The 14,410-nt window shown below is 41.0% G+C and carries 14 protein-coding genes; 9 read left to right on the top strand and 5 right to left on the bottom strand.

Translation table 11 applies throughout. The features are described from left to right. The first annotated feature begins 10 nt into the window (after positions 1-10). Both DEU42_RS11435 and DEU42_RS11430 read left to right on the top strand, forming a co-directional pair. The gene (locus DEU42_RS11435; RefSeq protein ID WP_114758440.1) at positions 11-328 is read left to right on the top strand and encodes a hypothetical protein; all 318 of its coding nucleotides are present in this window, start codon (positions 11-13) and stop codon (positions 326-328) included. After that, positions 328-1,227: a histone deacetylase gene (locus tag DEU42_RS11430; protein WP_114758439.1), complete on the top strand. Its 900-nt coding sequence runs from the start codon at positions 328-330 to the stop codon at positions 1,225-1,227. Before DEU42_RS11435 ends, DEU42_RS11430 begins: the two co-directional genes overlap by 1 nt. Positions 1,228-1,419: 192 nt before the next feature. Here DEU42_RS11430 and DEU42_RS11425 read toward each other — a convergent pair whose 3' ends face one another. After that, a complete protein-coding gene (locus tag DEU42_RS11425; RefSeq protein ID WP_114758438.1) occupies positions 1,420-1,752 on the bottom strand; it encodes a single-stranded DNA-binding protein in 333 nt (110 codons plus the stop codon). A gap of 194 nt (positions 1,753-1,946) precedes the next feature. Here DEU42_RS11425 and DEU42_RS11420 point away from each other — a divergent pair, with 194 nt between their 5' ends. Genes DEU42_RS11420 through DEU42_RS11410 form a run of 3 tightly spaced genes read left to right on the top strand, consistent with a single transcriptional unit; the run spans position 1,947 to position 4,783 of the window. Continuing rightward, the gene (locus tag DEU42_RS11420) at positions 1,947-3,614 is read left to right on the top strand and encodes a bifunctional GNAT family N-acetyltransferase/carbon-nitrogen hydrolase family protein (protein WP_233506660.1); all 1,668 of its coding nucleotides are present in this window, start codon (positions 1,947-1,949) and stop codon (positions 3,612-3,614) included. A gap of 6 nt (positions 3,615-3,620) precedes the next feature. After that, the gene (locus DEU42_RS11415) at positions 3,621-3,974 is read left to right on the top strand and encodes a DUF2116 family Zn-ribbon domain-containing protein (RefSeq protein WP_114758437.1); all 354 of its coding nucleotides are present in this window, start codon (positions 3,621-3,623) and stop codon (positions 3,972-3,974) included. After that, positions 3,974-4,783, top strand: a complete 810-nt coding sequence (locus DEU42_RS11410) for an SDR family oxidoreductase (protein WP_114758436.1) — start codon at positions 3,974-3,976, stop codon at positions 4,781-4,783. Before DEU42_RS11415 ends, DEU42_RS11410 begins: the two co-directional genes overlap by 1 nt. A gap of 464 nt (positions 4,784-5,247) precedes the next feature. Here DEU42_RS11410 and DEU42_RS11405 read toward each other — a convergent pair whose 3' ends face one another. The 3 genes from DEU42_RS11405 to DEU42_RS11395 form a co-directional block, all read right to left on the bottom strand. Continuing rightward, positions 5,248-5,691 (bottom strand): hypothetical protein, encoded by a 444-nt coding sequence (locus tag DEU42_RS11405; protein ID WP_147278111.1) that lies wholly within the window; start codon positions 5,689-5,691, stop codon positions 5,248-5,250. Between the two features lie 127 nt (positions 5,692-5,818). Beyond that, entirely contained in the window at positions 5,819-6,484 is a 666-nt protein-coding gene (locus tag DEU42_RS11400; protein ID WP_147278110.1) for a response regulator transcription factor, read from the bottom strand. A gap of 147 nt (positions 6,485-6,631) precedes the next feature. After that, positions 6,632-8,698 carry a M13 family metallopeptidase gene (locus DEU42_RS11395; RefSeq protein ID WP_114758433.1) on the bottom strand — a complete coding sequence of 689 codons (2,067 nt, stop codon included), beginning with the start codon at positions 8,696-8,698 and terminating at the stop codon, positions 6,632-6,634. Between the two features lie 166 nt (positions 8,699-8,864). Here DEU42_RS11395 and DEU42_RS11390 point away from each other — a divergent pair, with 166 nt between their 5' ends. From DEU42_RS11390 to DEU42_RS11375, 4 genes are read left to right on the top strand one after another with little or no spacing between them, the layout of a single operon-like run. After that, positions 8,865-9,557 (top strand): SCO family protein, encoded by a 693-nt coding sequence (locus tag DEU42_RS11390; protein WP_114758432.1) that lies wholly within the window; start codon positions 8,865-8,867, stop codon positions 9,555-9,557. Between the two features lie 54 nt (positions 9,558-9,611). Further along, positions 9,612-9,851 (top strand): ferrous iron transport protein A, encoded by a 240-nt coding sequence (locus tag DEU42_RS11385; RefSeq protein WP_114758431.1) that lies wholly within the window; start codon positions 9,612-9,614, stop codon positions 9,849-9,851. Next, positions 9,851-11,968: a ferrous iron transport protein B gene (gene feoB, locus DEU42_RS11380; protein WP_114758430.1), complete on the top strand. Its 2,118-nt coding sequence runs from the start codon at positions 9,851-9,853 to the stop codon at positions 11,966-11,968. The genes DEU42_RS11385 and feoB overlap by 1 nt, the downstream gene beginning before the upstream one ends. 4 nt (positions 11,969-11,972) lie before the next feature. Then, a complete protein-coding gene (locus DEU42_RS11375) occupies positions 11,973-12,095 on the top strand; it encodes a FeoB-associated Cys-rich membrane protein (protein WP_114758429.1) in 123 nt (40 codons plus the stop codon). Positions 12,096-12,523: 428 nt separating this feature from the next. On the opposite strand, the gene DEU42_RS11365 is transcribed toward DEU42_RS11375, so the two are convergent. Beyond that, positions 12,524-14,410 (bottom strand): Nramp family divalent metal transporter, encoded by a 1,887-nt coding sequence (locus tag DEU42_RS11365; RefSeq protein WP_114758427.1) that lies wholly within the window; start codon positions 14,408-14,410, stop codon positions 12,524-12,526.

The raw sequence follows: 14,410 nt of genomic DNA, 5'->3' as shown, positions 1-14,410 counted from the left end.
TCTTAGCGAAATGAAGAAATCTCCCGTTGTATTCTGGATTGCTATATTTTTCGTGGGTTTTATATTAGCCGACCTCTTCCTGTGGTTTGCCATAAGCTCAAAAATAGTGGACACCGAAACCGCCCGTGAAACCTATTTATCCTATTACCCTGAATTTCTTCAAAACGGAAGGGTATTAACAGTGATTTCAATACTGATGCTTACTTTTTCGGGTTACATCTTCCTGAACACCTCTAAAAAGAATGAGAACAAAAAAACAGGATTGATACTTGGACTATTATCTACCCTATTGTTAATGCTTAAAATTTATACGATTACAAGACGTTAATGCTCCTCATCGCTTACCATCCTATTTACAAACATCCGCTACCGGAAGGGCATCGTTTCCCGATGATAAAATACGAACTATTGCCACAGCAGTTGCTTCACGAGGGTACGGCAAACCCTGCCGATTTTTATGAACCCGGTCTGCCTGATATGGGAAACATACTGGCGGTACACGACAAGAACTATGTTGACGAACTGCTCAATCTCACACTCGATCCGAGGGCTGTACGGAAGATTGGTTTTCCGCTTTCCGCTGAATTGGTAGAACGCGAATTGCGCATTGCACAGGGAACCATTTGGGGAGTGCATCAGGCCATGCAGCACGGCATTGCCTTTAATATAGCAGGTGGTACCCACCATGCCTACAGCGACCGTGGCGAGGCCTTTTGTTTGTTGAACGACCAGGCCATTGGCGCACAATACCTCGTCAATAACAAACTGGCAAAAAAGGTTTTGATTGTAGACCTCGATGTGCATCAGGGCAATGGTACTGCCGAAATATTTACCGGCAACGATGCTGTATTTACCTTCTCAATGCATGGTAAAACCAACTATCCGTTTAAAAAAGAGCTTTCTGATCTTGATATTGCCCTGCCGGACAACACCGGTGATGAAGAATACCTGTCAATACTCCGGGAAACGCTGCCCAAACTGATTGACGAACAAAAACCTGATTTTATCTTTTACCTCAGCGGTGTTGATATACTCGCTTCCGATAAGCTGGGTAAACTGGGATGTTCCATAAATGGCTGTAAACAACGTGATGAATTTGTATTATCCCTTTGCTATAAACTGAGCATACCAGTACAGTGCAGTATGGGTGGCGGTTATAGCCCGGATATAAAAGTTATTATTGAGGCACATACGAATACATATAGGGTCGCGAGGGACTTGTATTAATCGGCCTCATTCTAACCACAAGGTTCACAAAGAAGGCACAATGACCACAAAGCTTTGCGAACATAGAGTAATTCATTGTGCTCTTTGTGGTAAAATATACAATTTGAATTCACTTCAACAAATAAAATTAAAAAAGCCCTTTCGCCGGGGGCAGGCAAAAAGGGCTAAAACCTCCTTTTAAAAAAACCGGTTTTATTTACCTAAAAGCAGCACGTCACTAACAACAACCTCTGTAATATAGCGTTTCTCGCCATTCTTGTCGTCGTAGCTGCGATGCGTCAGCTTGCCCTCTATGGCCAGCTCTTTACCTTTAGTGACATACTTCTCAATAATCTCGGCGGTCTTTCCCCATGCGGTCACGGTGTGCCACTGGGTATCAGTTATGCGCTCGCCTTTGTCGTTGGTATAGCTCTCATTTGTTGCGAGTACCAAACGTGCCAGTTTTTTTCCGGCTTCAAAAATCTTGATCTCAGGGTCGGCTCCTGCGTTACCTATCAGCTGTACTTTGTTTTTTAATGCGTTCATGGCGTGTAGAAAATTAAATTGTTAATGTTAAATCATTTCCTGCTGTACGAGATTATTTCGTAGTTTCAACATTGCAAAGTTGCGGCAACCGCCAAAACTTATTCGGTTAGTAACCGCTTAAGGTCGGTTGTAGTTATTTGTAAACGTTTGTAAACGGAAAATTTATTTGTATATTTACACAATATCAGGAGATTATGCAGGCAGAGATAAACAAGGTAGAATTACGAAATTTAAGGATAGAAGATTATAAAGAGCTGCGCCTCTCAATGCAGCATGCTTATAAAGATGTCGATCTGGATATGGACGAGCCGTATTGGGCCGAAAAAGATATCAAGCGACTGCTTAAGATATTTCCCGAAGGACAGCTTGTGGTCCTGGTAGATGATAAAGTGGTAGGCTCTGCGCTTTCGCTTATAGTAGATCACAAAAAGGCTACTATGAACCATACCTATGAGAAAATTACAGGTAATTATAGTTTTGACACGCACGACTATGATGGTGAGGTACTGTATGGTATCGACGTTTTTATAGATCCTGAATACCGTGGCCTACGCCTGGGCCGTCGACTTTACGAAGCCCGTAAGGAACTTTGCGAACAGCTTAACCTTCGCTCCATCATCTTCGCCGGAAGGATGCCCGGCTATGAAGAGCATGCCGATGAGCTTACTCCCAAAGAATATATAGAAAAAGTACGCCTTAAAGAGATACACGACCCCGTACTGGCATTTCAGCTAAGTAATGATTTCCACGTTATAAAAGTTATGCGCAACTACCTTGAGGGCGACAAGAACTCTCAGGATTATGCCGTGCTTATGGAGTGGAACAACATTTACTACGACAAAAGCCCCACGCTTATCAATACCCGAAAAAGTATTATCCGCCTTGGGTTGGTACAGTGGCAAATGCGTCCGTTAGCCAATCTGGAAGCCTTGTTTGAGCAGGCCGAATTTTTTATCGATGCCGTATCGGGTTACGGAAGTGACTTTGCGCTATTCCCGGAACTGTTTATAGCTCCGCTTATGGCCGACTTTAACCACCTGAGCGAAGCCGATGCCATCAGGGAAATTGCACGTTTTAGCGAGCCCATCCGCAAGCGTTTCCAGGAAATGGCAATATCTTATAACATCAACATCATTACCGGAAGTATGCCCATGCTCGAAGATGGTAACCTGTACAATGTAGGTTTCCTTTGCAAACGTGATGGTACTTCTGAGATGTATACCAAAATACACATTACCCCTAACGAGGTAAACTACTGGGGTATGGTAGGCGGTAACGAAATAAAAACCTTTGATACCGATTGCGGAAAAATAGGCATCATAATATGTTATGATGTGGAGTTCCCTGAGCTATCGCGCCTAATGGCCGATGATGGTATGGAGATCCTCTTTGTGCCTTTCCTTACCGATACCCAAAACGGCTATACCCGTGTGAGGCATTGTGCCCAGGCCCGCGCCATAGAAAACGAATGTTATGTGGCCATTGCCGGATGTGTTGGCAACCTTCCCGGAGTTAATAATATGGACATTCAGTATGCGCAGACTGCTGTGTTTACGCCATCTGATTTCTCTTTCCCTTCTAATGGAATTAAGGCTGAGGCAACACCTAATACCGAGATGACAATCATCGTAGACGTTGACCTCGACCTGCTGAAAGAGCTGCATGAGTTTGGTAGTGTGCGCATATTAAAAGACCGCCGTCAGGATTTGTACAAACTTAAAAAGGCACCAGTAGCTAAATCTGAAACACCGGCCGAGCCTAAAGCGCCAAAAGTTACCGCTGCTTCGGCGGCACGAAACGGAAGCTCAACCATGAAGGCAAATTCAGGAGCACCAAGAACAAGAACACCTAAAAAGAACTGATAGTTTATGACACGTAATTGTCCTGAATGCGGCGAGAAGATCGTTGGCCGCGAAGACAAGAAATTTTGCAGCGACGCCTGCCGCAATGCCTGGAACAATAAAATAAACAAGGACAGCAACAACTTTATGCGCAACATTAACAACCGTTTGCGCAAGAACAACCGTATACTTAGCGAACTGAATATAGAGGGTAAGACCAAAACCACTAAATCAAAGCTAATGAGTAAAGGTTTCGATTTTGAATATTTTACCAACCAACTGCATACCAAAACCGGTAACACCTATTTTTTTGTGTATGAGCAGGGCTATATGCCGCTGGAAAACGATTATTACATTTTAGTTCGTAAAGATATTTCATAATGCAAATCTCCATTTTAGGGTGCGGATGGCTCGGTTTGCCATTAGCACAATCGCTAATCAATAAAGGTTTTTTGGTTAATGGGTCAACGACCTCAACAGAAAAAACAGAGGTTTTAAAAGCAAAGGGAATTCATCCATTTCTCATCAGCCTTACGGCAAATGGTATTAACGGTGATATTGAGAATTTTCTACGCAACAGCGAAATCCTTATCATTGACATTCCGCCCAAATTAAGAGATGAAAACAGCGAAAGCTTTACCGATAAAATAAAGAAGCTTATCCCATATATTGAAGCTTCAGGAATTCAAAAAGTGATGTTTGTGAGCTCTACTGCCGTGTATGCCGATGACAATTCGGTAGTGACAGAAGATACGACTCCAAATCCTGAAACTGAAAGCGGTAAACAATTGGTTGAAGCCGAAACGCTTTTGGCAAATACCCGATTCAAAACTACGGTATTACGCTTTGGAGGTTTAGTAGGTGAAGATCGCCAGCCTGTAAAATACCTTGCCGGAAAAGTAAACCTTGAAAATCCGGATGGACCTGTAAACCTCATCCATCAAAAGGATTGTATTGGCATTATTCAAAAGATTATTGAAAAGGAAAGCTGGGGCGAAATCTTTAATGGCGTAGCACCTTATCACCCTACCCGCGAAGAACATTATACCAAAAAGGCCGCAGCATTAGGATTATCACTTCCGGTATTCAGTCATGAAAAACCATCGCTTGGGAAAACGGTGAGTGGTGATAAAGTTGAAAAAAAATTAGGATATGTTTTTGACGTTAATAAGGTTTGGAAACCTCTATAAAAAGGTTTGGGGCGGGACTTCTAATTAAAATCCGCGCCCTTCCACCCACACACGTGAAGACCTATTACATTAATAACCAATTTTAGCTGCCTGCAATTATAAATTTAGCTGAGTAAGGTCGACGCAGGCTGCTCGTTTTTTGATATCAGAAGTTGGTTTAGGTTATGCTTGCTGATGTCTTTTTTTTTGTCTCTTAAAGTAAATTAGGGGGCTTAAAGATTTGCTATTAAACTTGAGACAAAGAAAAAGAATTCGAGATTTTAGATGATGCGGATTTTCCGCAGTTAACAAAATTTTAACGGATTGATCGATAATAAAAAATCCCCCGTAAAGGCAGGTTTGTAATTAAAACATATCCAAGACATGGGATCAATAAAAAATGAAAAAGGAGCTGCCCTTTTGAGACAGCCCCTTTTTATAGAATCGTCAACCCAGTTTAGGAAGACTTAGAATAATACAGTACGTTATTGTTTTTGCATAATAAGATAATATCCTGTATTTTCCATATAATTCATATCATGTCTGGTATATATCATTCTCCATTTTATCTTATCTCCTCCAATATCTGAAACAGAATACACTTCCTTCATTTCATTATCTTTATCCATATATTCCAGAGTCAATACATTATCTTCATATTTCCATTTGTTACCCTGAGTATTATTTGGTTTTCCTGAGCAAATATCTTTGGTAGAAAAACTACCGTCAGCATTAAAAGTATAAATATCTCCTTTCCATTTTACATTATCACCATCGCAATTACCCACATTATGGCTTGGCGCTTTGGCACTAACTTTTTTTTGTAAAGTCTTCCACTGTCCTTGTATAGATACGATACTATTTACCTGCTTGTTTTCAGTACAGCTGATCGCTATAAAACCTAACGCGAATAATGCAATTTTTTTCATATTTATTATTTTAGGCATTAATTAATTAGTAACCTCCCGAACAACATTTTTCAAAAGCATCACCACAGTTATCTCTTCTGTGAAGTAACTTATTTACAGCGTTAGTGATATTGTTATTGTAAGTACGTTATATATACCCCTGTTTCCGGGCTTCAGCAATAAGTGCTTCGTCATCACCGGTTACATCCAGTATTTTTTTAACCTTATACTTTCTCTTTTCAATGGCACTATCCGAAAGCGGAATGTATTTCCCCAGGTTTTTTGTACGTATTCCTTTAGAGAGAAGTATAATGATCTTTGTATCAATATCATCGAGCATGATCCCTTTTTGCTGGCGTTTTATATAACTCGAAATCGTAGGCGAATAATATTTCTCATCGTTCAGTACAGCCTCAAAACATTCAGCAATCTCTTCGGTATTGCAATCGCTTTTATTAATAAAGCCTTCGGGGTTTATATTGGTAAGTATATTGCTCATGATCTCCACTTCCTTATGCATGGTCATCATTACAATTTTACAGTCCGGCATTAGCCTTCTTACCTCCACGGCCATATCGTGTCCTGAAAACAATTTCATTTCAGGATATTCGGGTATACTATAATCTATAACGGCTATATCAAAAGGGATGTCCTTATACTTTTCCAAAACATCGTAACCCGATTTACAGTCACGTGCTTTTGTAAAAGTAAGGCTCTCAAATTTATTACCTTCAAGCATGTTGAAGATAGAACGGTAACCCTCCAGCACCACCATGTGGTCATCTATTGCCAGGACACTCAAACTCGTTTTCAAACGTCTCCAAATTTTGGTATAAAAGTATACCGAAATTTTGAAATTTCATTACGGAAAACCTCATTTACAGCAATTTAATTTAAAAATAAAAAACCCGCAACGATTGTTACGGGTTTTTGAATTATAATTATCTGTGTATAAGAAATGTTACCAAATCTTCACTCGTTTGTCCGGAGCAATGTACATTCCGTCGCCAGGTTTTATGCTGAAAGTGTCATAAAAAGCATCTACGTTTTGTAACGGAACGTAAGCGCGGTACATTCCCGGTGAATGCGGATCAGTTTTTACCTGATTTTTAATCGCTTCATCTCTTGCTTTAGTTCTCCAGATCGTTGCCCATGAAATAAAGAAACGTTGTTCCGGCGTATAACCATCTATAAGACCAGGGTTACCATTTTGTTTAAGGTATAACTGAAGACCGTCGTAAGCAGCATTTACGCCACCAAGGTCACCAATGTTTTCACCAAGTGTAAACTTGCCGTCTACATAAATGCCCGGTAATGGCTGAAGGCTGCTATATTGGTCAGCAAGGCTTCCGCCAAGACCTGTAAATTTATCAAGATCCTCATCACTCCACCAGTTTACAAGGTTACCATCGGCATTGTAACGTGAACCTGAATCGTCAAATCCGTGCGATATTTCGTGACCGATAACTGCACCTATACCACCATAGTTTACAGCCTCATCAGCTTTATAATCATAGAATGGCGGCTGAAGGATAGCAGCAGGGAATACGATTTCGTTGTATGACGGGTTAAAATAAGCGTTTACTGTTTGCGGAGACATATGCCACTCTGTTTTGTCAACAGGTTTGTGAAGCTTTTCTATATCTTCCTTAAAACTCCAGCGTGAAGCGTTTAGCATGTTTTCAAAAAAGCTTCCGCCTTCAGCAGGCCCCTTAATTGTTAATGCCGAATAATCTTTCCACTTGTCAGGATAACCAATTTTTACATTAAGCTTACGCAGTTTATTAATGGCATTCTCTCTGGTCGATTTTGCCATCCATGGCAGGCGGTTAATGCGGTTTTCAAAAGCAAGCATTACATTCTTTATCATTGCCTCTGCTTTAGCTTTAGCCTCAGGTGGGAATTTCTTCTCTACGTAAAGCTTACCTAATGCCTCACCCACAGTACCGTTTACTGTTTGAAGCGCATTTTTATCGCGGGTTTCCTCTTTAATGGCACCTCTAAGTGTTTTACTGTAAAACTCCCAGTTAGCCGTTTCAATTTGCGTAGAAAGCTCATTTGACGAATGATTAATAAGCGTCCATCTCATATATGCTTTCCAGTCTTCTACTTTGCCCGCCTGAAGTATCTCCTGAAGCGCAGACATATATTTAGGCTGTGATACATTTATAACCTCATCTGACTTTAACGAAAGTCCAAGGCTTGTAAAATAAGCATTCCAGTTTATGGCAGGAGTAAGTTTTTGCAGTTCGGCAACCGTCATAGGGTTGTAGGTCTTTCTGCTATCGCGACGTTCTACCCTGTCCAACCTTGGCGTTGCCATAGCTGTTTCAAGAGCAAGTACCGTTTTAGCCTGAGCCTGAGCATCGGCATTTTTAACGCCAAGGTACTGTAGCATCCTTGCTACGTGAGCAACATATTTTTCGCGTTTCTCTTTCGAGTCTGCATCGTCTGAAACATAATAATCCCTGTCCGGTAAACCAAGGCTTCCCGGGCCTAAATAAACAATATTCCTGTTACTGTCTTTAGCGTCTGAGCCTACGCCCATTCCAAAGAATCCAAGACCTCCTACCGGCTCCATTTCTATCAGAAGCTTTTCAAGATCTTTTACGTTTTTAACCGCATTTATTTTTGCCAGATATGGCTTTAAAGGAGCTACCCCTGCCTTGTTACGGGCAACAGTATCCATAATGGTTTTGTAAAGGTTTGCTGCCTTACCCTGATCTGATGATGATTTCAGGCTTTTATTAGCTGCTGCTTCCTTAAGTATCGCAAGAGCGTCGTTATTGGTGTTTTCACGAAGCTCGTCAAAACTTCCCCAACGTGTCTTGTCAGAAGGAATTTGCGTATTGTCCAGCCAGGTACCGTTAACGTATCTGAAGAAATCGTCCTGAGGCTTTACTTTCTTATCCATATAAGAAAGATTAATCCCCGGTTTTTGTTGGGCTGTGCTCGCTGTTTGAGCAGTACCAACTGTACCCATGGCCATAGCGGCAATGACACATTTTGCAGTGAAGGTTAATTTCATATGTTGTTTTTTTGATTCAAGTGCCTACAAAAATAGAAAGTTACCCCTAATGACTGATGGTAAATCTGTTAAAAATGCAGAAAATGAGTTTTAAGTCACGTCTAAATCGCATTATTATGTGTTTTATAGTGCGCTGTTGCTTAATTTTGCAAAAATTTATTTTTACATGGTCCAGTTCTTAAAAAAATACAGGCTCTTCCTGATAGTACTTGCCCTGCTTTCGGTTGTGATACTCTTCCTTTTTAACAGTGCACTTACGCCAAGAAAACATCTGAAGGTATATAGTCCTGCCGATGTAAATCCGGAACTTGTAGACAGTACAGTACAGTATATTGCACGCGATCATAAAATTGCAGATTTTGCCTTTACCAATCAAAACGGAAAAACCATTACCCAAAACGACTACAAAGGAAAAATATATGTAGCCGATTTCTTTTTTACCACCTGCCCTACCATTTGCCCGAAAATGACCGACAATATGGGCTGGCTGCAGGAACAAATAAAAAACATGCCCGAAGTAATGCTGCTTTCGCACTCGGTAACACCCGATATTGACACTCCTGAAGTACTGAAAGAGTATGCCCATAAAAAAGGTGTTATAGACAGCAAATGGAACCTGGTTACAGGAAAAAAACAAGACATTTATTATATAGCCCGCAAATCATATCTTGCCGTTAAAACGACTGACTCAAGCGAACTGTATGATATGGTTCATACTGAGAATTTTATACTGGTTGATAAAGAAGGCCGCATACGCGGATTTTATAACGGCACCAACCTTGACAAGGACGTAAAAGGCGAAAAAAATGTTAAACAACTTTTAGAGGACATAAAATGGCTTGCAGCCAATGAAAAGTAGGACGTTTTAAATTTTAATCGCTACTTTTGCAATCTAAATTCATTCTAAATAAAAGTGAAAGTCACTCTTGCAGAACTTAAAAAAGGACAAACAGCCATTATTACTGAACTTAATATTGATGCTGTACCACTAAAGCTTCTTGAAATGGGATGCCTTCCCGGCAATACTGTGGAACTTTTACAGGTTGCCCCAATGGGCGATCCAATTTATATCAACGTCAACGAAAGCCATGTCGCCATCAGGATGGAGACTGCCGCCCAAATAGAGGTTGATATTTTAACTGACTCTCATTAATGGCTCCCCACAATCTACTGAACATAAAAATTGCATTAATTGGTAACCCAAATACCGGTAAGACCTCTGTTTTTAATCAGCTGACAGGTCTTAACCAACAGGTAGGCAACTATCCGGGTATAACGGTGGAGCGCAAAACAGGTTCGTGCAAGCTGCCAAACGGCACTAAAGGAACCATTATGGATTTGCCGGGCACCTACAGCCTTAATGCCAGTTCTATGGATGAGAATGTGGTTATCGAACTGCTTCTTAATAAAAACGATAAAGATTATCCCGATGTAGCCGTTGTGGTTACCGATGTAGAGAACTTAAAAAGAAACCTTCTTCTTTTTACCCAGATAAAAGACCTCGAACTGCCTACCATACTTGTTATCAACATGAGCGACAGGATGGAGCATAAAGGTATTTCTCTAGACATCCCTTATCTTGAAGAGCATCTTAAAACCAAAATTGCTTTGGTTAGCTCCCGTAAAGGCAAAGGCATAGACCAGATAAAAGAACTTATTGTTAATTATGGCAGTCTGCCTACAGAACCCTGCCTTAACGCATCGAGCATTGACCCTCAATATTTTAACGGCCTGCGCAATGCTTTCCCAAATCAGTTGTTGTATAAGCTTTGGCTTGTTATTACACAAGATGTGAATTTTGGACAGCTTGAACGTAAGGAAATTGAAAGCAACAGCTCTTTTGCCAAAAACAAGCCAGAGCTGAAGCGCATGCAGCAAAAGGAAACGATTAAGCGTTACCAGTTTATAAACGATGTACTAAAAGTAGGCCAGACCATAGACAACTCTAAAGCGAAAGACCTTCGTGCTAAACTCGACAGGGTACTTACGCATAAGGTTTTTGGCTATGTGATATTCCTTGGCATACTAATGCTCATATTCCAGTCGATATTTACCTGGTCGAGCATACCTATGGATCTTATTGATGAAGGCTTTGCATGGCTGGCATCATTTACCGAATCGACTATGCCTCCCGGCAAACTTACCGACCTTATTACTCAGGGGATCATACCGGGTATTGGCGGCGTGGTGATATTCATTCCGCAAATCGCATTTTTATTCCTTTTCATATCCATACTGGAAGAAAGCGGTTATATGAGCCGTGTAGTATTCCTTATGGACAAGCTTATGAAACCTTTTGGCCTTAGCGGCAAGAGCGTGGTTCCGCTTATTTCGGGAACGGCCTGTGCCATCCCGGCAATTATGGCAGCACGTAATATAGAGAACTGGCGTGAAAGGCTTATTACCATACTGGTTACACCTTTTACCACCTGTTCGGCAAGGCTTCCGGTATATACCATCCTGATATCACTTGTTATTCCTGATAGAGTTGTTGCGGGTGTCTTTAACCTGCAGGGACTTACACTTATGCTATTATACCTTTTAGGTTTTAGCGGGGCATTACTATCGGCATGGATATTAAACAAAATACTTAAGCTGAAACACAAGAGCTTTTTTGTGGCAGAAATGCCTAACTACAAGCTTCCGCTGTTTAAGAACGTGGGGCTTAACGTACTCGAAAAAACCAAAGCTTTTGTTGCCGGAGCAGGAAAAATAATATTAGCGTTATCTATCATTATTTGGTTTTTAGGTTCACATGGACCGGGTGAGGCATTTGCCAATGCTGAAGAGATCATTTCGCATCAGCCGGAAAACAAAACCCTGCCACAGGCGGAACTTAACGACAAAATAGCTTCTTACCAACTCGAAAACTCATACATAGGTATCATCGGAAAATCGATAGAACCTGTGATACGCCCGTTAGGTTACGACTGGAAAATAGGCATTGCCATAGTATCATCTTTCGCCGCGCGTGAGGTGTTTGTAGGAACCCTCGCTACTATTTACAACATAGGAAGCAGCGCCGAAGAGGAAGTGACCATTAAGCAACGTATGAATGCCGAGATTAACCCTATAACCGGTCAAAAAGTATTTAATTTTGCCACCGGGGCATCATTATTGCTGTTCTATGCTTTTGCTATGCAATGCATTAGTACGCTGGCTATTACCAAAAAGGAAACCAACTCCTGGAAGTGGCCAATGATACAGCTAATAAGCATGAGTAGCTTTGCATATATCGTATCGCTTATTGCATACCAGCTTTTAAAGTAAGATTATGGACACACAAAGTATAATAGTATATATAATCGTTGCAGGCGCTGTGGCTTTCCTGATAAAAAAGTACTTTTTTAAAAAGAAAAAAAAGGACAATTGCGGTCCTGACTGTGGGTGTAGTTAATCTCCGTATAAACAAACCACAGTACACAAAGTAAGTACATCGCGCTTTGTGAAACTTCTCTTCGTACCTTATGGTTGATAAACCTCTAATGTAATCTGTCTTATGAAGAATAAATTATCTAATATCTTCATAGTTATATATTCTTTATGCATTATACTATTGTTTTTACAATACATTGGGATCAATATTTCAGAGAAATACGAAACTCAGCTTGAGGGTTTAAATCCAACTTCTGAAGAAATTAAATTGGCAGAAAATTTAAAAACGAAAATCGATTTTCAAAAAATACTACTACCGATTTTAATCATCCTAAATTTTATCGTAATTATATTTCTGCATTTGAATAAAAAAGCGAATAAGCTAAAAGCATAAGGATATTTGCGTAATAAGTAAATCCTAAAATCCCCGGCGATTTTTCAAAAGCCCACTTAATCCTTAACGATAAGTACAGGTATGGTTACTTTGTGCCTAACGGCATCAACCGTAGTGCCCAGTATAAGGTCTTTTATCCAGTTGTGCCCGTGAGCACCCAATATAAGGATATCAAAATTACCTGCGTTATTTACAATAAGCGGAATTTGTTTTTTAGGACTACCAAAGCTTAATTGTGTAGTAACATTATAGCCTTTCTCTTCCAGCGCTTTTTTATAATCATCCAGATACTTCATATCCGATGCCGTTTCAAAATCGCTTGCCTGGTCTCCGTGTAGCATAGCACCTACGGTCTCAACCACATGTATAAGTGTATAATTAGCATTCTTGCCTCCCATTTGCATGGCACTGCCAATGCTTTTTACATCGGTTTTAGAGAAATCGAGTGCAACCGCTATATTGTTATATACCTTGGTACCCGATTGTTCCTGAACAATAACTGCCTCGATGTGCGGAACGTGTGGAACCGACGCCCTGCTCTTCCTTACAAACGGATTGATAATAATATACAGTAATATTACAGTTGCCGCAACTGCTACAGGCACTACAAATACCCAGATGTAAACCGGATTCTCAGCTTCAGTAATCCAGCCTTTAATTTCATCATACACGAGTTTGGCATTAAGCGACACAATAACAAGTGCAATGGCCCACGACGCTATCTTTGTCCATCTTCCAATGGCAAATTCGTTCATTTTAGATTTATCACTCACAAAATGGATAAGCGGAATAATAGCAAAGCCTAACTGCAAACTCAGCACCACCTGACTGAACACCAATAGCTTTCCGGTAGACTCTTCTCCAAAATAAAGTATCGTAAAAAAAGCTGGAGCTATGGCGATGAGACGTGTAATGATACGGCGTACCCACGGCTGAATACGCAGGTTAAGATACCCTTCCATCACTATCTGCCCGGCAAGGGTTCCGGTAATGGTAGAGCTTTGCCCGGCAGCAATAAGCGCCAGCGCAAAAAGTGTTGAAGCCCACCCCGAACCGAGCATAGGCGCTAATAGTTGGTGTGCATCCTGAATGTCGGCTACATCATGCCTGCCGGCAGTATAAAAGGTGGCAGCAGCCAATATCAATATCGCGGCATTTACAAAAAAGGCCATATTTAGTGCAATGACAGAATCAATAAGGTTATAACGTATGGCTTGTTTAATACCCTTAAAAGTACGATCAAATTTCCGGGTCTGAACCAGTGACGAATGCAAATACAGATTATGTGGCATTACCGTTGCCCCAATAATACCAATAGCAATATACAAAGCAGCATCACTTGGTATCGATGGTATCAGCCCCTTGGCTATCTCGGCCATATCGGGCTTAGCGAAGAACATCTCAGCAAGGAAAGAAAGGCCAATAATAGCTATAAGCCCAATGATGAAAGCTTCCATTTTCTTGATGCCCTTATTCATAAGGAAAAGCAACAGGAAAGTATCAAACATGGTAATACCTACACCCCACAGCAATGGCAGGTCGAACAATAATTTAAGCCCGATAGCCATACCCAGCACCTCGGCAAGGTCGCACGCAGCAATGGCAATTTCAGCAAGGACATATAAAAAGTAATTAATCCCCTTAGAATAGGTTTCACGCGAAGCCTGTGCCAAATCCCTGCGGCTCACTATACCCAAACGGGCACTAAGACTTTGCAGCAGCAAGGCCATAATATTACTCATTAACAACACCCAAAGCAACGAATAGCCAAACTGGCTACCTCCGGCAATATCGGTAGCCCAGTTGCCCGGATCCATATAGCCAACGCTGATCATATAAGCAGGGCCAAAAAAGGCCAGGACCTTTTTCCAGACTGAGGTATGCTGCCCTACAGCAACCGACTCGTGTACTTCTTCAAGCGAATGACTGTTGCGGTGCTCCAT

It is taken from the genome of Flavobacterium sp. AG291, from assembly GCF_003350375.1.
Classification (GTDB): Bacteria; Bacteroidota; Bacteroidia; order Flavobacteriales; family Flavobacteriaceae; genus Flavobacterium; species Flavobacterium suzhouense.
Note: the sequence above shows the minus strand (reverse complement) of the source record. Positions and strands in the feature narration are given on the sequence as shown.